This window comes from Streptomyces yokosukanensis, from assembly GCF_001514035.1.
Taxonomy (GTDB): Bacteria; Actinomycetota; Actinomycetes; order Streptomycetales; family Streptomycetaceae; genus Streptomyces; species Streptomyces yokosukanensis.
In genome coordinates, this window is sequence record NZ_KQ948208.1 from 654537 (window position 1) to 672157 (window position 17621).

Sequence of the window (17621 nt, forward strand, 5' to 3'; positions counted from 1 at the left end):
GCCCGGACCCGTATTGCGACGAGAGCCCGTGCTCGACCTGCCTGCACAACTGCGACTGCGACGTATGCGAAGGCCGGGTCCGAGCGCCCGGCCTCTACCGCCTTGTTGACAGTCTCGAAGGATGAAAGGACTCTGCTGATCACCATGGACACCCCGCTGATCGGTTTCGCGGGCGCCGCCCGCTCCGGCAAGGACACCGCGGCCTCGTTCCTCGTCGAGCGCGGCTGGAGCCGCAGGGCGTTCGCCGACCCCGTAAGGGACATGCTGTACGCCGTCAACCCCGTCCTGATCGACCCCGACAGCGAGGCGGGCACGACCACCGTTGCGTGGGAGGTAGACCGCCACGGATGGGACTACGTGAAGCGAGAGTTCCCGGAAGTACGGGGATACCTCCAGCGGCTTGGCACCGAGGCCGGCCGCCAGGTGCTCGGCGTGGACGTGTGGGTGAACGCCCTGTTCCGTGATGACGAAACGTGGACCGACCCCACCGTCATCAGCGACGTACGGTTCCCCAACGAAGCCGACGCCATCCGGAAGCGCGGGGGACTGGTAGTCGAGATTCTGCGGCCCAGTCAGGCCCTGATCGAGGACTCCGACCACATCAGCGAGAACGCCCTCGCCGACTACGACTTCGACGTGACGATCCTGAACACCGGCACTCTGGAGGGGTTCCGGGCGAGCGTCGAGGCCATTACACCCACCTGATTGCGATGCTTGCGCTTGCTGGCCTGATTGCGTAATCTTGACTGCGGAAGGGAGGGAAGCCTCGTGAGTACCACCATCAACAGCCCAGCCGAGCTCGACGAGTTGCCGGACGGCTCAGAGTTCGAGGACGCCGAGGGTGACAGCGGCCTGAAGACGAGCGGGTTTGCCTACCTCGTCCCAGGATTCGCGCATCCGGTGAGGGCGGACTTCTTCGCCTATCCCGTCGCAGTGAAGGGACTCGGCGCCGCGTGAGGATCACCCCCCGCAAGGAGGAGATCGACGCGGTGAAGGCACTCCTGGAAGACCCCGGCTTCGACAGCGCCGACCAGATGGCCAAGGCGCTGATCAAGGAAGTCGGGGAGATCCTCCAGATGCGCGACTGGATTGCGCTCGTCCACACGTGGCACGACGGAAGCCGCGGGCTGAACTTTGCGCCGTTCGGCAACGAAGCCGAGGCCCGCGCCTTCGCCTCGAAGATGGCGTTCGGCGGGACCGGCCGCCTCGTGAGACTCCACTCGCCTGGCGTGATGCTCGCCAACCACGACGGCAAGAAGTGGAAGGGCTACTGCCAGGACGAGCAGTGCGGCCACGCCCCGTTCACCCACTCCGCAGCAAGCGCCGCACGGGGCGCCTGCCAGATACCGACCTGCCCGTGCAGCAAGTTCCGCAAGTAGACCAAGGAGAGTCAGGCATGACCATCAAGGCCGTCGACTTCCGCACATGCGAGTGCGGCGCCAAACGCGCCTTCGAGGACGAGCGCGTTGCCGAGAAGGCCCTCGGCAGGGCGCAGGCGAAGCGCCACCGGGCGGGGGACCGCCGAGGATCTCGGCGTGGCCTGTACTGCGAGAACCGCTACTACGAGTGCGAGTTCGGCATGTACCACCTGACCTCCCAGTCCCGCAGCGAGTACCACGGAGCCGCCGCTTGAACCACACCGAGAAGGCGCTCAAGAACGGCTGGGGCTGGGTCCTCGGAGTCTCCGGCCAGGAGTGCCGGGTGTACTCCCAGCCCGCCCACGCTCCGATAGAGGACCCGAAGGAGCTCCTCGAAGAGGCGGCCAAGCTCCTCGGCGTCGCCGATCCGGCACTCGTGCCGGCCCGCATCCGAAGGCTCAAGGCGGACCAGAAGCGGGCGCTGAAGTCGGCCGCCCTCGCGTGGGAGACCGTGCATTCCCTCACCGACGCGCAGCGCGGTGAGAGGCCCGCCCGTTGAGCCGGGGTGGCAGTAACCGGCTTCTAACGCCGGAAGAGGTGGCCGCGTGGCTGAAGGTCAGCGAGACCACCGTGAAGAACAAGTACCGGACGTGGGGACTGCGGCCCCAGAAGGTTGGCCGCCTCCTCCGATTCCGTGAGCGCGACATCGTCGCGTACCTCGACGACAACTACGGGTAACGGCTGCTTTGCCATGCCCCGGCAAGAGAGAGGGGCCCATGGCTACCGTTTTTCAGAGGTGCAAGACCGACAAGAGAAGCCCGCTCTACCCCTGCGAAGGGGTGCGCTGCGGCCACGACTGGACCGTCCGGTACAGGGAGCCCGGCGGCAGAACCGGCGATCAGCGGGAAGCCAGCTTCACCAAGAAGACCGAGGCCGACAAGTTCGCCAGCAAGGTTGAGAACGATAAGAGCGTCGGGACGTACATCGACCCCAACGCAGGGAAGATCACTGTCCGGGCTTACGTGGAGGACTGGCTCAGCCGTCGCGTGATCGGGGACTCGACGTTCTCGAACTACCGCGGCTTCATCGACAAGCACCTGATACCCCGGCTGGGCCGCAAGACGATGGCCGGAGTCGCGAAGCGGGACATCGAGCACTTCAAGGCGGCCATCAGCAAGGAGCTCGCCGCCAGCACGGTGTACGACCGCATGAAGATGGTGAAGCACATCTTCTGGTCCGCCAAGGAAGAGAAGATCATCCAGGAGGACCCGACCAAGGAGGTGAAGAATGCCCCCGGCAGCCATGCGGTCGACGAGGACGAGATCCCCACCCTCCCCGAGGTCCGTCTCCTTCACGAGCACATGTCTCCGCAGTACAAGCTGACCGTCTGGCTCCAGGCCGGGGCAGGGCTGCGGGTCAGCGAGGCCCTCGCCTTCCACACCGGGTGCCTCCGCGACGATGTGATCCGTGTGCGCTGGCAGATCAGCTCGAAGGCCCATCGGGAGGACTGCAAGACCCGCCTCGTGCCGCTCAAGCACCGCGAAGAGGGCGAGTACCGCGACGTGCCAGCCGCGCCGTTCGTCTGCGACGAGATCGATGCCCACGTTGAGCAGTGGGAACCGATCCCGCTCACCTTCCAGAACGCGGCAGGCAAGGCACGGCAGGTCGGGGTGTACTTCGCGCCCCGCGAGCGCGGGAAGGGCGTCATGCCCACCGCCAACACGTACAGCTACCACTTCAAGAAGGCGTGCAGGCTGGCCGGGCTGGTGGACGCCGAGGGCAAGCCGAAGTACCACCCGCACTCGCTTCGCCACTTCTTCGCCTCGACCGCCCTGGCGGCCGGCATCCCGATCCATGAGGTGTCGCGCTGGCTCGGCCACAAGTCGATCAAGACCACCGTCGACATCTACGGCCACCTCGTCCCCGAGGCGTGGGACCGCTGCCGCGCGATCATGCAGAAGGCCATGGGCCCGGCGGGCTTGGAGGACGCCTTCGGCTACGACACTGCGGCCTGATTGCGGGTGGGAGAATCCGCCTCATGACTGACGAGGACATGCCCGGCGAGGATCTTGCCCTGGTCCACGCCGCCCTGGGGCGCATGGTCTACACGGCTGCAACGGTCGAGATGACGGTCGAGCTCACGGGGGCGCTATTGGCCGCCGATGAACCCAAGGCGGCCAAGCTCAAGGGGAAGACGATCAAGGGGCTCGCTGAGCTCGCGAAGGGGTATGGAGCAGAGGCCGGGTACCTCAACCCCTTCATGCGGAATGCTCTGGACGTGATCCTCACTGACGTGGAGGCTGCCATGGAGCACCGCAATGCCTACGTGCATGGGCCTTGGGGGGAACTCGATGGGGTGCTCAGCGCGATGAACAGCAAGCGGTTCCATATCGAGCCGAGCGGCTTCAGGATCAAGACTGTGAGCGTGGAGCATCTTGATCAGCTCACTGCCGAGCTGGTTGAGCTGCGCGAGCGGGTGATGGTGTGGTGGAACCGGGCGTGGGCGCTCAAGCATCCTGACGCGAAGGTCGAGGGGCTGGAGCCAGACACAGCGCCTGCCTACCCGGAATGAGTGTGCTGGATAGGTTCCGACCGTGCTGGATCTGTGCTGGATGAGATCTTGAGAAGCCACGTTTCCGCAGGTGGCAGCCCTGCGTCAGACGTTCCGGTTCAACGTCTGACCACCCCTTCATCACACCCACGGCAGGGGCCGGACCCGACGGGTCCGGCCCCTGCCGTGTTGTGTGAAAGGGGCCGGTCACATTCCCGTCACCCGTGCCACCGTGAACGGCGTGGTCGGGGTGCCCTGTCCCATGGGGCCGCCCTTGTCGAACTGGGAGCGGACGACGAGGAGGCCGTGGGGGGTGTGGGCCAGGGTGGTGGGGATCTGGAGGGCGGGGTCGGTCAAGGTGCGGGACAGGTGGGCCTCGGTGCCGTCGGGGGAGAGGTGCCAGCGGGTCAGGGTGTTGCTCGTGTTGTGGGCGGCCCACAGGGTGCGGTGGGACAGCTCCAGTCCGTCGCCGTGCACCAAGTCGCCGCCGTGCAGGGTGACTTGGCGCACCGAGCCGTCGGCCGCGTCGACCCGGTACAGGCCGCCGCCGGTCATGTCGACGACGAACAGCCGGTGTCCGGTGGGGTCCGCGACGATGCCGTTCAGGGTGTAGGCGTCCGGCCCGTGCGGCGGGACGGCTCTGCCGAGGTCGACGTGTGCGGTCAAGGGTGCGCGGCCGCCGTGGGCGCGGGCCAGGTCGGCCGGGGTGATCCGGTAGATCAACGGGCGCACGCTGTCGGTGACGTAGGCCGTGCCGTCCGCGGTGATCGCGAGGTCGTTCAGGAAGTGCTGGTCGCCCTGCGGGGCTTCGAAGCGGGCCAGCAGGGAGCGGTCGCGCAGGTCGTACACGTCGATGCCGGCGGTGTGGTCGATGACCCACAGACGGCCGGCCCGGTCGGCCTTCAGGCCGTTGGCCGTCGTGCGGCCGTCCGTGCCGGCCGCCAGGAAGACCTCGGCGGCGCGGCTGCCGGCGGCGGCGCGGTAGACGGCGCCGGTCGTGAAGGAGCCGACGTATGCGTCGCCCGTGCGCGGGTCGAGGGCGATGCCCTCGGGGTAGGCGCGGTCGTCGGGCAGGGTGAAGGCGGTGCGGACGCGGGGGCCGGTGACCGCGCTTGCCCCGGGGGCGGCGATGGCCACGGCTGCGACGGCCGCGCCGGTCAGGAAGGTACGGCGGTGGATCGAACGGGACACGGCGGGTGCCTCTCGGTTCGGCTGCTCACTGCATGACGAGTGCGAATCTAGATTAGAACTCTAATCATCGCTAGTGTATTAATCTCCGTCAGGGTGTTCATCCTGGCCAAGGCGTTAATGTGGTCCGGGTGACCTCCATGCCCGCGTCCGAGCGCCTCGGCTCCCACCTCAAGCGGGCCGAGCAGGCCCTCAACGCGACCAAGGCGGCGGTCCTCAAACCGGCGGGCCTGACCGTCGCCCAGTACGCCGCGCTGCTTCACCTCGACGAGAACCCCGGCATCTCCGCGGCCGCCCTGGCCCGGCTGTGCGGGGTCACCCCGCCGACCATGAACACGGTCCTGAAGAACCTCCAGGACCGTGAACTGATCACCCGCAGCCCGCACGAGTGGCACAGGAACGTCCTGGAGACCCGCCTGACGGACGGGGGCCGCGCCGTGCTCGCCGAGGCCGACACCTGCGCCGTACGCGTGGAACGGGCCCTCGCCGCGGAGTTCACCGAGGCGGAGCGGGACGCGCTCACCGGGCTGCTGGCGCGCTGCGTCAGAGTCCTGGAGGAACAGCGCCCGGGAAGCTCATGACGGGCTCCGGTGCCGGATCCGTCACCCAGCCCGCCACCAGCACCAGCCGGGACTCGCGGTCCACGGCGAGGAAGCCGAAGGGGCGGTCGAAGACGGCCCGGACGACCGTGGACTCGTAGCGGTACTGCGGCGGCGCCGACACACCGCCCGGTGCCGCCGCCACCGCCGTCACCGCCGCCGCCCGGAAGCCCAGCGGACCGAACTGGGCCAGCGCCGACTGGCGTGCCTGGCCGATCGCGAGCGGGAAGTCGCTGATGCCGGGGAAGTGCGCGCGCCCGGCATCAGCCGCCGTCGTGAGCCCGAACAGCCCGGCCAGGGCGAGCAGATCGTGATCGGCGCGCACCTCGTACGCCACCGTCCGCACATCCAGCGTCGGCGGGGACGGCTCGACCGCCGGCTGCTGCTCCACGTACAGGCCCGGCCCCACATGCCCGTGCGGCAGCGAGCCGCCCCCGGCGAGCGGCAGCGCCCGCTCGACGACGCCCACTCCGGCCGCCAGCACCTGACCCGGTGTCATCCGCTCCTCGCCGAGCATCAGATGGACGTCGATGCCGTTGTCACCGGGCACCGTCAGCGCCGTGACGAAGCCGTCCGCGGTGCCCGTCACACCCACCCGGTCCGGCCGCGGGCTGCGCCGGTGCAGCCCCCGCAGGGTACGACCCCGCCAGGGACCGGCGTCCGGCCGCAGCGGCTGCTCGGCGAAGGGCTGCCGCCAGGTCGTGCGCAGCGCGAGGGCACTGGCCAGCACCATCCGCGCGTCCCTGGTCAGCGTCACCGGCATGCGCTCGACCAGCCCGCCGGTCCGCTCGGCCGCCCACGCGTCCAGGCGCTCCTGCGCGGTGACGAGGTCGTCCCCGAACACGCCGTACGTCCCGGCGGGCAGCCCGGCCCGCCACTCCTCGCGCAGGGCCAGCCCCTGGTGCGTCCACAGGCCGAGCGCGGCGTCCAGGCCGGACACCGAGGCGAGTGCCACCAGCAACTCCCGTGCGGCACCGGCCGCCTGGTCCGCGGACACGCCCAGCGCCCCGGCCAGTTCCGCCCGCGCCGGGCCCGTCGCGCCGTCCGCCAGGAACCCCAGCAGGGACCAGACCCCGGGCGCCGAGAAGGCCGTGCCCTCGGGCAGGGCCTGCGCCCAGCGGGCCGTCAGCCCGTTCACCCGGCCGACCGTCTCGGCGCTCATCGTGCTCACTCGTCGTTCTCCCACGTGTCGTTCACGTACTCGTCGTTCGGCTGCGCGTCGTCCGCGTACTGCGGGAACGGCAGTGGATCCGTCACCCACCCCGCCGCCAGCACCAGCCGCGAATGCCGGTGCAGGGCGAGGAAGCCGAAGGGGCGGTCGAAGGCGGCGTTGATCCGGGTCGTCACGTACCGCAGCGCCGGCGGCAGGCCGGCGCCGACCGCTCCGAACATCGTGACCGCGGCGGCGCGGAAGCCCAGCGCCCCGAACCGGGCCAGCGCGCTCTGCGCGGCAGCCCCGACGGCGAGCGGGCGGGCGCTGATGCCGGGGAAGCGGCCCTGGCCCGTGTCCCGCGCGGTCGTCAGCCCGAACAGCTCGTGCCGCGCCAGCAGATCGTGGTGCGCCCTCACGTCGTACGCCGCCGTCAGCACGTCCAGGGAGGGCGGCGCGTGCCGCGCGGACCGTTCCCTGACCACCCGCAGCCCCGGGCCCACCTCCCCGTACGGCAGCCGGGAGCCGGGTACGACGGTGCGCGGGCGGTGCAGCAGGTCCACACCGGCGCCCAGCACCCGCCCCGGCGCCATCCCCTCCTCGCCCAGCAGCAGATGGACGTCCAGCGCGTCGCTGCCGAGCACCTTCAGCTCGGTGACCCAGCCGTCCGGCGTGTCGGCGACGCCCACCCGGTCCAGCACGGCGCCGCGCCGCCACAGCCCCAGCCGCTCGACGCCGCCCCAGGGCGCGTACGCCGTCTCCAGCGCCACCTCCTCGAAGGGCCGCAGCCAGCGGGTCCGCATCGTCAACGCCCCGGCCAGCACCAGTTCGGTCTCCCCGGTCAGCGAGACCGGCATCCGGCCGATCAGCCCGCCGGTCCGCTCGGCCGCCCAGGCGTCCAGTGCCCGCCGGTCCGCCTCGACGTCCGCGCTCAGCACCCCATGGGCCTCGGCGGGCAGGCCCGCCTCCCACCGCGGGACGAGTTCCAGCGTCCGCTCGGTCCACAGGCCCACGGCGGTCCCGACACCGGGGAACGCGGCCAGCGCGCGCAGCAACTGCCGTGCCGCGCCTGCCGCCTGGTCCGCCGGGACGCCGAGCGCCTCGCTCAGTTCCGTCCGGGCCGGGCCCGTCGCGCCGTCGGCCAGGAAGCCCAGCAGGGGCCAGACCCCGGGCGCCGAGAAGACGGTGCCGTCCCGTGTGGTCCGCGCCCAGCGTGCGGTCAGCCCGTTCACCGCCCGGACGACCTCGCCGCCCACCCGGCTGCGGGCGACGGCCTCGCCGCCCGCCCGGTCCCCGGTCAGGGTCCCCACCCTCATTCCGCCCCCGTTTCCGCCCCGCTTACCATGCGCCCAGTCGTACGTCCGCCCGGCCACCGGCCGTTCAACGGTCCCGCGAGGCCGCCACCCACCCAGGAGCACGGTACCGGTGTCCCTACCGCCCCCCTCCGGCCCCCACCAGCCACAAGGGCCGTTTCAGCCACCCCGGCCGCACCCGCAGGGCCCGTACGCCCCGCCGTCGTACCCCCAACAGCCGGGCGGGCCGCAGGAGTTGCCGCCGTATCGGCCGTGGACCCAGGGATACAGCCCCTTCAACCGACCGGCACCCGTCAACGGCCTCGCCATCGCCTCCCTCGTGCTCGGCGCGCTGTGCTTCCTGCCGGGCGTGGGGCTGGTGCTCGGACTGGTCGCCCTGTGGCAGATCCGCCGGCGCCGCGAGCGAGGCACCGCACTGGCCGTCGGCGGTGCGGTGCTGTCCGTCGTCGGACTGCTGTTGTGGGCGCTGCTGTTCGCCACGGGCGGTGCGTCCGACCTCTGGCACGGGTTCAAGGACGGCACGCACCGCAGCGCGAGTCTCTCGCCGGTCCGGGGCGCGTGGGTGCGGTCCGGGACGACCGGAGCCGTGTTCAGGTGTGAGCCCATCGATACGGGGGAGAAAGTGCCTGGGTAAAGCCCACCCCCGGCCCATGTCATCACATCGAGTGATTCTCTGGCCTTTGCTTGCACGGCACAACCCACGGTTGCCAGGCTGTTGCTGTCTGTACAACCTGATGGGAGCGGCCAGTGACTTTCGGTGAGCAGCCGGCGTACTTGCGTGTCGCGGGTGATCTCCGCAAGAAGATCGTCGACGGTTCACTTCCGCCCCACACCCGGCTGCCGTCCCAGGCCCGCATCCGCGAGGAGTACGGCGTCTCGGACACGGTCGCGCTGGAGGCCCGCAAGGTGCTGATGGCCGAGGGGCTGGTCGAGGGCCGTTCCGGATCCGGGACCTATGTGCGCGAGCGGCCCGTGCCCCGGCGGGTGGCCCGCTCGGGGTACCGGCCGGCCACCGGGGCCACGCCCTTCCGGCAGGAGCAGGCCGACGCCTCGGTGCGCGGCACCTGGGAGTCGAGCAGCGAGCAGGCCGAGGCCGGGGCCGCCATCGCCGAGCGGCTGGCGATCCACATCGGTGAGCGGGTCATGCGCACCAAGTACCTGTTCCGGGAGGCCGGTGAGCCGATGATGCTCTCCACGTCCTGGGAGCCCCTCGCCGTCACCGGCCGCAGTCCGGTCATGCTGCCCGAGGAGGGACCGCTCGGCGGCATGGGCGTGGTCGAGCGCATGCGCGCCATCGACGTGATCGTGGACAACGTCACCGAGGAGGTCGGCGCGCGCCCCGGCCTCGCCGAGGAACTGCATGTGCTCGGCGGTGTCCCCGGCCATGTGGTCGTGGTCGTCCAGCGCACGTACTTCGCCTCCGGCCGCCCGGTGGAGACCGCCGACGTGGTCATCCCGGCCGACCGCTATCGGGTGGCGTACCACCTGCCGGTGAAGTGACGCGCGGGGGCGGGGGGATTCGAGGCGAGGGCGAGGGCCGCGTTCGCGGGTGCGTGAGGGGCGGTTCGGGGGTGCGTGAGGGGCGTGCATGAGGCGCGTGTTCGAGGAGTGCGTGACGGTCGGGTTCGGGGGTGGGTGAGGGGCGTGTTCGCGGGGTGTGCGACGGTCGGTTCCGGGGTGGGCGAGGGGCGGGCTCCCGGGGGGGTCGGCTGTCGGTCCGGCGGTGGGTGACGCGTCGGTCTGCGGGGGCGGGTGCGCGCCCTCTGGGTGAGGTGGCGCACACCCTGGCGCCCCTCGGGTCGGCGCGCCCGGGGCGCGCGGCTTCGGCCGAGGGGCGGGCGCCCGCTGCAATCCGGCCGTTTTCCCAGGTGGCCACCGGTCACTCGGATATGCCCCCGACTCGGGGCAGCGGCGCTCACGACGGCGCGTTCACTCCCGTGCGCCCCCGGTGTTCTGGCTGGTTGCGTACCTCTTTGTGAAAAGGCGTATTCGCTGCGTAAAGGTTGGGCGTACGCTCGGGCATATGCGGATTGCGGTTTCCTTAGGCGGGGCGCGACGGGGGCCCGGGGTGGGACGGGGGTCCCTCCGCAGTACGGGCCCCTCCCGCGCGAGCGCAGTCGGGCGTGGCCGGGCGGTTGAGCGAGGGGGAGAGTGGGGCGGTGCGAGAAGGTGCTGCGCGGGCGGTGGGGGCCATGAGTGAGGGGACGGTCTCGCTGCCCTGGATCGTGATACGGCAGGACGACAACGGCAATCGCTATCGCGTCGGACGGTACGCGACCCGTGCCGAGGCCCAGAAGATCGCCGACAGCTTCGACGACCGGGGCCACAAACAGCTCTACTGGGTCGAGCGCATCGGTCAGAACGGGGACGGCAGCCGCAACTGACCTCGCGCGCCCTCCCGTAGGCTCCGCCCCATGACGCCCATGACACCCATGACGGACCGGATCGTGGTGGTGGGAGCCGCCCTGCTCGACGGCGGCCGACTGCTTGCCGCGCGCCGCAGTGCCCCCGCCGACCTGGCCGGCCGTTGGGAGTTGCCCGGCGGCAAGGTCGAGGCCGGCGAGCGGCCCGAGGACGCCCTCGTGCGCGAACTGCGCGAGGAACTCGGCATCGACGCCGAGCCCGTGGAGCGCGTGCCCGGCGAGTGGCCCCTGCGGGCGCCGTACGTTCTGCAGGTGTGGACCGCCCGGCTGCGCCCCGGTTCGCCCGCGCCCAGGCCGCTGCAGGACCATGACGAACTGCGCTGGCTCGCTCCGGCCGAGATCTGGGACGTGCCCTGGCTGGACCAGGATGTCCCCGCCGTTCGTGACGTCGCGCCCCGGCTCACCGCCGACCGCGGCTGAGCCCCCGCATACGCCGTTCGTGCCACTGTGCGCCCTCCCACGCGGTACTGCTTCCGAGATATCGGGTATGTGCCCATTAACCCCACGAAACCGGACATGGGTGGGCTTGCTGGCCTGGGAAGTGATCGGCGTGATCGACACCGATGGCGACTGCGCCGAGTGGACCTTTCCCGCGGAACCGGGCGCCGTGCGCACCGCACGCGCGGCGGTCCGCGGGCAACTGCACGGCTGGGACCTCGACTGCCTCTCCGACCTCGCCGCGTTGCTGGTCAGCGAGTTGGTCACCAACTCGCTGCGACATGCCACCGGCCCCATCGGCGTACGGCTCGTACGCCCCGTCGGGCTGGGCGACACGCTGCTCGTGGAGGTCTCCGACCCGCTCCCCGACCCGCCGCGCGAGCGCGTCGCCCGCGACGAGGACGAGAGCGGACGCGGTCTGCAACTGGTCGCGGGCTCCTCGCGCCGCTGGGGCACCCGGCCCGGCGCGAGCGGAAAGACCGTCTGGTTCGAGCTGACGGTACCGGGGTGAGCCGGAAGCACATGGGGAGCAGGGGGTGTACGGCCGGCGCCGACGAGGCCACCGTGCGCTCCCGGCGCGCGGTCAGCGCCGGAGTACGTGATTCGAGGGCGTGTTCCCTGGTTAGAAGAGTGGAAGTGTTGTCACGGAACGGTCCTGAAATCATCTGGACCGAGCTGTGATCGTGAACACCGTGTCGTGCGGCGCCGTAGTGCTGGATACTGCGGGCAGCCGCCTCCGGTGACCGGTGCCGGGCGCGGTGAGCTGGAGGGGACGGTTCGCGTGAGCGAGATACCAGCGAAGGCCACGGAGTCCGAGGACCCGTCGGACGGCGCGAGGGGCCAGGCCGCGGTGGCCGCCATCCACGGCGGCGCGGTGCCCGGCGACGCCATGTGGCAGAGCAGTCCGCCCGGTTCGATCTACGACTACATCAAGGTCGCGTCCTTCTCCATCGGCCCCGGCGGCCTGGTCGACCAGTGGAGCCTGCGCGCCGAGCAGCTCTTCGGCATCCCCGCCGCACGCGCCGTCGGCATGGATCCCATAGAGGCCTTCATCGACCCCGACCTGCGCGAGCGCGGTCAGCGCAAGATGGCCGAGATCCTCGACGGGCGGGAGTGGACCGGGGTCGTACCGTTCCGGATGCCGGACAAGGCCGACGGCGCGCGCGGCGACGAGGGCCTGGCCGAGGTCTACGTCATGCCCACCCGGACCGCCGAGGGCGAGAACGCCGCCGTCTGCATCGTCGTGGACGTCCGCACCCTGCGCAGCATGGAGACCGACCTCGCCGCCTCGCAGGCCATCTTCGGCCAGTCCCCGTTCGGGTTCCTGCTGATCGACGTCGATCTGAGGGTGCGTCGGGCCAACGAGCGGTTCGCCTCCATCTTCGGCGGCACCCCGGACGACCACCGGGGCAACGGCGTGCACGACTACCTGCCGCGCCCCGAGGCCGAGCGGGTCTCGGCCACCCTGCGGCGGGTGCTGGAATCCGGCCAGTCGATCACCGACATGCATGTCACGGGCCACGTCCCCGGCTCCGAGGAGCGCCGGCACTGGTCCGTCAACCTCTACCGGGTGCACAGCGGCAGCGGCCGGCCCATCGGCATCGCCTGGCTCGGCACCGACATCACCGCCCGCCGGGCCGCCGCCCGCGAGGCCGCCAACGCCCGGCGCAACCTCGCCCTGCTCAACGAGGCCGGCGCCCGCATAGGAAACTCCCTCGACCTGGAGACCACCGCCAGGGAGCTCCTCGACGTCGTCGTCCCCGGCTTCTGCGACCTCGCCACCGTCGACCTCTACCAGGGCCTGCTCACCGGTGACGAGACCCCGCCCGGCCTCGCCGACGGCAGCGCCGAACTGCGCCGCGTCGCCTTCGCCAGCGCCGTCTCGGACGTGCCCTTCACCGGCTCCGCCGACCCCGTCGCGGTCGGCGCGGTCCACCACTTCCCCTTCAACTCGCCCTGCGCGGACGCCCTGCGCACCGCCCGCCCGCAACACGTCCCCGCGGAGGACGGGAGCCTTGTGCAGTCCACGCTGGCGGTGCCGATGGTCGCCCACGACACCGTCGTCGGCCTCGCCCGGTTCGCCCGCACCAAGGGCAGCGAGCCGTTCGGCGACCGCGACCGGGACCTGGCCGTGGAACTGGCCGCCCGCGCGGCCGTGTGCATCGACAACGCACGCCTGTACCGCCGCGAGCACGAACGCGCCCTGATACTGCAACGCTCCCTCCTGCCGCCGGGCGACCCCGAGGCCTCCGGGCTGGACATCGCCTGCCGCTATCTGCCCGGCAACGCGGCGACCGAGGTCGGCGGCGACTGGTTCGACGTGATCGAACTGCCCGGCCACCGTACGGCGTTGGTCGTCGGCGACGTGATGGGCCGCGGCCTGCGCGCGGCCGTCGCCATGGGCGAACTCCGCACCGCCGTCAGGACGTTGGCCCTGCTGGACCTCGAACCGGCTGAGGTCCTGTCCGCGCTGGACGAGATCGCCCGGGGCCTCGGCACACCCGGCGGCGTCCAGCAGGCCACGCGCACCGCCCGCCAGCCCCGCGACGCCGACCTCTCCGAGGTCTACCTGGCGACCTGTGTGTACGCCGTGTACGACTCCGTCACCAGACGCTGTACGTTCGCCAACGCCGGCCATCTGCCACCGGTCCTGGTCGAGCCCGGTGAGGCCGCCCTGATGCTGGACGTGCCGCCCGGCATGCCGCTCGGCGTGGGCGGCGAGCCCTTTGAGGAGGTGGAGGTCGAACTGCCGGAGGGCGCGCTGCTCGCCCTCTACACGGACGGCCTGGTCGAGTCCCGCGACCATCCCCTGGACGAGGGCCTGCAGGCCTTCGTGGGCGCGCTCACGGACCCCTCACGCCCCCTGGAGGACGTCTGCGACCACGTCCTCAACACCCTCGACACCCACCACGGCGAGGACGACATCGCGCTGCTGATGGCCCGGGTGCAGGGACTGCCGGCCGACTCCGTCGGCGACTGGACGCTGCCGCGCGAGCCCCGCAGTGTCGGACGGGCCCGGGAGTACACCCGCGCGCAGCTGGTGAGCTGGGATCTGGAACCACTCGTGGACACGACGGAACTGCTGGTCAGCGAGCTGGTCACGAATGCGCTGCGATACGGCGAGGGCGACATCCGGCTCCGCCTGCTCCTGGACCGCACGCTGGTGTGCGAGGTGTGGGACTCGGGGCTGGTCCAGCCCAGGCGCCGCCGCGCCCGCGACACCGACGAGGGCGGCCGGGGCCTGCAGCTCGTCGGCCTGCTCAGCGCGGCATGGGGCTCGCGCCGCACGCCTCGCGGCAAGACGGTCTGGTTCGAACTCCCCCTGCCCGGCGGCGAGAACCCCCTCACAGACCCGGCGGAGGCACTGCTGAGTTTGTTCTGAGAGGGGGCTGGTTCCCTCTGCCGGCGACGCGAACGGACCAGGGTGCGAACCTCAGGTGGCGTACTCGCCGACCCAGGACCGCCGCAGAAGGGCCCTCGGGATGTACTCGGACTCGACGTCGATCGGCATGTCGGCGTCGTAGGCCATGCACGCGATGGCGAGCGGAGCGAGGGCGACCAGGCCGTCGCCGCTGAGGGAGCGGGCCTCGTTCGCCGTCCAGTACTCCTTGTGCCAGGTGAGGGCGTCGACCAGGGCCGCGTTGAACTGTTCGGTCTCCCGGCTCAGGTAGCGATGGCAGAGTTCGAGCGGCGGGTACAGGATCTTCAGCATGAGTTCCGGGCCGGCGATCCGGGCGGCCTCGGCCTCGGGGTCGGTGCCGTTGATGGCGGTGGCCAGGGTGTCCCAGGTCTCCTGTCGCCCGAACCAGAGGTTCTGGAGGGTTTCCACCCAGGCGTAGATGTACTCGTCGAACTCCGCGCCCGAGGCGCGCAGGAAGGAGACGGGCACCTGGGCCAGTTGGTTGACCCGGTCGTTGTCGCGGCAGATCACCGCCAGGTAGAAGGAGGTGAGCCAGTTGCCCGCGTGGAGATAGACCTGGGGACCGGTGGCGGGGAGGTGCTTCACCTCGCCCGTGCTGCCGACACGGCAGGGCACGGGCCCCTCGGCGGCCGTACCGGCGGCGAAGAGCCCGCAGCCGACCTGCATGGCGGTGACCCATGCTTCCCAGGTCGGAAACTCACCCGCCGTCGGGTTCGTCAGGCAGCGCCACTTCGCGAGAGCGAGCGTGGTGGGCAGAGCGTCGTAGCAGTCGTCTTCGGACGTCTCCAGGTGGGCCAGGACGTCTTCGGCGCTTTCGATGATCGGTGCCATCAGCTCGGCCGAGCCGTCTGCACTGAAGCCATGGCGGTCGATGCAGGTTGCCACTGGTCTGCTCAGGTCGTCCGGTGAGAGTGGCTCTAGGTGGGGAACTCGCCGCACCAGTTGCGCTCGAGGAGAGCGATGGGCAGGTACTCGGACTCGACTTCGACGGGGACGCCTGCGTCGTGGGCGAAGCAGGCGATGGCGAGCGGGGCGAGTGCGACGAGGCCCGAGGCCTGGAAGGTTCGACTCTCCTCGCTCCAGTACTCCTTGTGCCATTGGAGAGCGTTGGCGAGTGCTTGGTTGAACCCGGCGTGGTCCTTGCGGATGAAGCGGTGGAACATTTCCATCGGCGGGTACAGCAGTTTGCCCACCGTTTCCGGGTCGGCGACGGTCTCCGGGTCGGTACCGTCGACCGCGGCGACCAGCTTCGGGCCGAGGTCCTGGCCTCCGAGCCAGTAGGTACGGAGGGTGTCGATCCACGCGAAGTGATACTCCGCAAAGCGTGAACCGTTCTCCCGGAGCAGCGACATGGGGACCTGGCACAGGGCAGTGATCCTGTCCCGTTCCCGGCAGACCACGGCCAGGTAGAAAGCGGTGATCCAGGAGCCCGGGGTCACGTACCACTGCGGACCGGTGGCCTGAAGTATGCGGTCCTTGTGCGCGATGCGGCACTGTACGTGGTCCTCGGTGGTGGTCGCCACGGCGAACACGGCGGAGCTGACCTGCATCGCGGTGACCCAGGCGTCCCAGGTGGGGTAGATCGCTGCTTCTGGGTCCAGCAGGCAGCGCGACTGTGCCAGGGTGAGTGCGATGCGCTCGGCGTCGCCCAGGTCGGTGGCGTCCGTCTCCAAGCCGTCGATCAATTTCTGAACGTTCTTCTGGAGCACGGCGATGCCCTCTTCCGCGTTCCCCGTAGGCAGCGCGGGGCGGGCGATGATCGAGACCAACGCGTTCTCCTTAGAAAATCTTGAAATGCTTGAGCTCGGCCCCAGCATACTTACCGGTGTTCTCGGTGGCCTGGACAAGGACGTACTGCAGCGACTTGTCCTTGATGGCCTCTCGTATCTCTTCGGCGTATTTGGCGTCGTTCGGTGAGAAGACGGCGCGCTCATCCATGTCGGCCAGGATCGTGCGGACGTACTCCATCGTTCCCTGTTTCACCATGGTGCCGCTGTCTCGTGGACCGTTGCCGTGGCGCCAGTCGAGTCTCGCGTTGGGGCCCTTTGCCTCGACGATGACGAGGTGGCCGTCCTTGTCGCGCCACAGCTGGTCGAACCTCTTCGAACCGTTGGCCGTCTCAGGGAGATCAGTTATCTCCTTGGCGCCCGCGAACTCCGGCTGCAGAAGCATGTGTCGACGGGCCGCCTCCTCACCGAGAGCCTCGCCGAGCTTGGTGTTGTTGGAGACGCCCTCGCCGACTGTGAGTGTGTAGTGCTTCTGTGCTTCGAGGAGCGCGTCTGCGTGAGCCTGGGTCGGGTCGGCGCGGTAGGTCTTCTCGGCGTTGGTCAGGTCCATGCCCGCGATGCGCTTGGCCGACACCGTGTCGAGGTGGTTGAGGTCATGCGGATGGACTGTTTCCGGGCCCCTCTCCAAGGGGGTGAGGTGGAACTCCTCCGCACTCGCGTAGGGCAGGTCATGAGCGGCCATCCACCCCCCGCCCGGCTTCTCGACGAGCTTCGGCAGAAGCTGGCCGTCGACAAGTTCCCTGGCGTTGTTGCGTTTGCCGAGCCCCCACTTGTCGTAGTGCTCCGCGCGCCAGACCGGGTCCTCGTTGGCGAGCCTGACGTGCTCGCGGGTGATCGCCGCCCGTTCTTGCGGCGTCCGCTGGTCGGCGGGCTTCTCGCGAGCCGCCTCGTACTCCGCATGGTGCCGTGCGGCCTCGTCCGCATGGTGCGTGGTGTCGTGCGTGTCGTGTGCGGCGTCGTCGCCGAGACCGCCCGTGTGGTCGAGTCCGTCGGCACCGCCCAGGCCGGTGGGCGGCTCCCCGCCGTGGCCGGGGACATGAGTGTCGCCGCCGTGGCCCGGCAGGTCCCGGCCAGGGGGGGTGAGGTCGTTGCCGTGACTGCCCGGTGCGTGCTCGCTCGCCCCGGGAGCGGGCACCGGGTGGTCCGTCGTACCGGCCGGGACGTGGGTGTCGACGCTGTTCGTCGGCATGTGGGTGTCGGCCCGGCCGCCCGGAAGGTGGTCGGCGGAGCCGCCGGGCAGGTGGTCGCCCAGGTCGTGGCCGCCGGGGAGGTCGCCGCCGGCGTGGATGGTGGGTATGTCGCCGCCCGCGTGGACGCCGGGTGCCGTCGGGACGTTCTCGCCGACGCGGCCCACGTCGTCGAGGCTGCTGCCCAGGTTGATGTGTTCGCCGAT

General features: G+C 70.6%; 20 protein-coding genes and 1 pseudogene. 15 read left to right on the forward strand and 6 right to left on the reverse strand.

Annotation, left to right across the window (positions count from 1 at the left end):
- Positions 1-144: 144 nt before the first annotated feature.
- From AQI95_RS09685 to AQI95_RS09720, 8 genes are all read left to right on the forward strand, one after another.
- Positions 145-705: a deoxynucleotide monophosphate kinase family protein gene (locus tag AQI95_RS09685; RefSeq protein ID WP_067120291.1), complete on the forward strand. Its 561-nt coding sequence runs from the start codon at positions 145-147 to the stop codon at positions 703-705.
- Positions 706-768: 63 nt separating this feature from the next.
- Positions 769-957: a hypothetical protein gene (locus AQI95_RS09690; RefSeq protein WP_067120293.1), complete on the forward strand. Its 189-nt coding sequence runs from the start codon at positions 769-771 to the stop codon at positions 955-957.
- Positions 954-1379, forward strand: a complete 426-nt coding sequence (locus AQI95_RS09695) for a hypothetical protein (protein ID WP_067120295.1) — start codon at positions 954-956, stop codon at positions 1377-1379. The genes AQI95_RS09690 and AQI95_RS09695 overlap by 4 nt, the downstream gene beginning before the upstream one ends.
- A 17-nt stretch (positions 1380-1396) precedes the next feature.
- Positions 1397-1633, forward strand: a complete 237-nt coding sequence (locus AQI95_RS09700; RefSeq protein ID WP_067120297.1) for a hypothetical protein — start codon at positions 1397-1399, stop codon at positions 1631-1633.
- Complete coding sequence (locus AQI95_RS09705) at positions 1630-1917, forward strand: hypothetical protein (RefSeq protein ID WP_067120299.1); 288 nt, start codon at positions 1630-1632, stop codon at positions 1915-1917. Before AQI95_RS09700 ends, AQI95_RS09705 begins: the two co-directional genes overlap by 4 nt.
- Positions 1914-2096, forward strand: a complete 183-nt coding sequence (locus AQI95_RS09710; protein ID WP_067120301.1) for a helix-turn-helix domain-containing protein — start codon at positions 1914-1916, stop codon at positions 2094-2096. The genes AQI95_RS09705 and AQI95_RS09710 overlap by 4 nt, the downstream gene beginning before the upstream one ends.
- Before the next feature lie 38 nt (positions 2097-2134).
- Positions 2135-3373, forward strand: a complete 1239-nt coding sequence (locus AQI95_RS48885) for a tyrosine-type recombinase/integrase (RefSeq protein WP_244188685.1) — start codon at positions 2135-2137, stop codon at positions 3371-3373.
- 23 nt (positions 3374-3396) lie between these two features.
- Positions 3397-3930: a hypothetical protein gene (locus AQI95_RS09720; protein WP_067120303.1), complete on the forward strand. Its 534-nt coding sequence runs from the start codon at positions 3397-3399 to the stop codon at positions 3928-3930.
- A gap of 186 nt (positions 3931-4116) precedes the next feature.
- Here AQI95_RS09720 and AQI95_RS09725 read toward each other — a convergent pair whose 3' ends face one another.
- On the reverse strand, positions 4117-5100 hold the full coding sequence (locus tag AQI95_RS09725) for an SMP-30/gluconolactonase/LRE family protein (protein ID WP_208614115.1): 984 nt from the start codon (positions 5098-5100) through the stop codon (positions 4117-4119).
- 137 nt (positions 5101-5237) lie between these two features.
- Between AQI95_RS09725 and AQI95_RS09730 the strand changes: the two genes are divergently transcribed.
- Positions 5238-5678, forward strand: a complete 441-nt coding sequence (locus AQI95_RS09730; protein WP_067120483.1) for a MarR family winged helix-turn-helix transcriptional regulator — start codon at positions 5238-5240, stop codon at positions 5676-5678.
- On the opposite strand, the gene AQI95_RS09735 is transcribed toward AQI95_RS09730, so the two are convergent.
- Together AQI95_RS09735 and AQI95_RS09740 are read right to left on the reverse strand one after the other, a co-directional pair.
- Positions 5641-6858, reverse strand: coding sequence for a serpin family protein (locus AQI95_RS09735; RefSeq protein WP_067120305.1), 1218 nt, complete (start codon positions 6856-6858; stop codon positions 5641-5643). The two genes, AQI95_RS09730 and AQI95_RS09735, sit on opposite strands and share 38 nt — an antisense overlap.
- 5 nt (positions 6859-6863) lie before the next feature.
- Entirely contained in the window at positions 6864-8162 is a 1299-nt protein-coding gene (locus tag AQI95_RS09740; protein ID WP_079071159.1) for a serpin family protein, read from the reverse strand.
- Between the two features lie 109 nt (positions 8163-8271).
- On the opposite strand from AQI95_RS09740, the gene AQI95_RS09745 reads away from it, so the two are divergent.
- The 6 genes from AQI95_RS09745 to AQI95_RS09770 all read left to right on the forward strand — a co-directional run bounded on the left by AQI95_RS09745 (position 8272) and on the right by AQI95_RS09770 (position 14402).
- Positions 8272-8793 (forward strand): DUF4190 domain-containing protein, encoded by a 522-nt coding sequence (locus AQI95_RS09745; RefSeq protein WP_208614116.1) that lies wholly within the window; start codon positions 8272-8274, stop codon positions 8791-8793.
- Between the two features lie 113 nt (positions 8794-8906).
- Positions 8907-9659: a GntR family transcriptional regulator gene (locus tag AQI95_RS09750; protein WP_067120311.1), complete on the forward strand. Its 753-nt coding sequence runs from the start codon at positions 8907-8909 to the stop codon at positions 9657-9659.
- Positions 9660-10351: 692 nt separating this feature from the next.
- Positions 10352-10543, forward strand: coding sequence for an SPOR domain-containing protein (locus tag AQI95_RS09755; protein WP_067120313.1), 192 nt, complete (start codon positions 10352-10354; stop codon positions 10541-10543).
- Positions 10544-10591: 48 nt separating this feature from the next.
- Positions 10592-11002, forward strand: coding sequence for a (deoxy)nucleoside triphosphate pyrophosphohydrolase (locus AQI95_RS09760; protein WP_107121583.1), 411 nt, complete (start codon positions 10592-10594; stop codon positions 11000-11002).
- Positions 11003-11102: 100 nt separating this feature from the next.
- A complete protein-coding gene (locus AQI95_RS09765; RefSeq protein WP_067120317.1) occupies positions 11103-11531 on the forward strand; it encodes an ATP-binding protein in 429 nt (142 codons plus the stop codon).
- Positions 11532-11801: 270 nt separating this feature from the next.
- Positions 11802-14402, forward strand: coding sequence for a SpoIIE family protein phosphatase (locus AQI95_RS09770; protein WP_067120319.1), 2601 nt, complete (start codon positions 11802-11804; stop codon positions 14400-14402).
- 51 nt (positions 14403-14453) lie between these two features.
- On the opposite strand, the gene AQI95_RS09775 is transcribed toward AQI95_RS09770, so the two are convergent.
- The 3 genes and pseudogenes from AQI95_RS09775 to AQI95_RS09785 form a co-directional block, all read right to left on the reverse strand.
- Positions 14454-15272 (reverse strand): immunity 49 family protein, encoded by an 819-nt coding sequence (locus tag AQI95_RS09775; RefSeq protein WP_067120485.1) that lies wholly within the window; start codon positions 15270-15272, stop codon positions 14454-14456.
- Between the two features lie 86 nt (positions 15273-15358).
- On the reverse strand, positions 15359-16210 hold the full coding sequence (locus AQI95_RS09780) for an immunity 49 family protein (protein ID WP_067120321.1): 852 nt from the start codon (positions 16208-16210) through the stop codon (positions 15359-15361).
- Positions 16211-16220: 10 nt separating this feature from the next.
- Positions 16221-17621 (reverse strand): annotated as a pseudogene (locus tag AQI95_RS09785) (hypothetical protein); the annotation flags it as partial.

What these genes read in the sequence shown, in the direction of transcription:
- AQI95_RS09685 (WP_067120291.1), top strand. Translation starts at nt 145, where the DNA reads ATGGACACCCCGCTGATCGGTTTCGCGGGCGCCGCCCGCTCCGGCAAG.
- AQI95_RS09700 (WP_067120297.1), top strand. Translation starts at nt 1,397, where the DNA reads ATGACCATCAAGGCCGTCGACTTCCGCACATGCGAGTGCGGCGCCAAA.
- AQI95_RS48885 (WP_244188685.1), top strand. Translation starts at nt 2,135, where the DNA reads ATGGCTACCGTTTTTCAGAGGTGCAAGACCGACAAGAGAAGCCCGCTC.
- AQI95_RS09720 (WP_067120303.1), top strand. Translation starts at nt 3,397, where the DNA reads ATGACTGACGAGGACATGCCCGGCGAGGATCTTGCCCTGGTCCACGCC.
- AQI95_RS09730 (WP_067120483.1), top strand. Translation starts at nt 5,238, where the DNA reads ATGCCCGCGTCCGAGCGCCTCGGCTCCCACCTCAAGCGGGCCGAGCAG.
- AQI95_RS09735 (WP_067120305.1), bottom strand. Translation starts at nt 6,858, where the DNA reads ATGAGCGCCGAGACGGTCGGCCGGGTGAACGGGCTGACGGCCCGCTGG.
- AQI95_RS09740 (WP_079071159.1), bottom strand. Translation starts at nt 8,162, where the DNA reads ATGAGGGTGGGGACCCTGACCGGGGACCGGGCGGGCGGCGAGGCCGTC.
- AQI95_RS09755 (WP_067120313.1), top strand. Translation starts at nt 10,352, where the DNA reads ATGAGTGAGGGGACGGTCTCGCTGCCCTGGATCGTGATACGGCAGGAC.
- AQI95_RS09760 (WP_107121583.1), top strand. Translation starts at nt 10,592, where the DNA reads ATGACGGACCGGATCGTGGTGGTGGGAGCCGCCCTGCTCGACGGCGGC.
- AQI95_RS09775 (WP_067120485.1), bottom strand. Translation starts at nt 15,272, where the DNA reads ATGGCACCGATCATCGAAAGCGCCGAAGACGTCCTGGCCCACCTGGAG.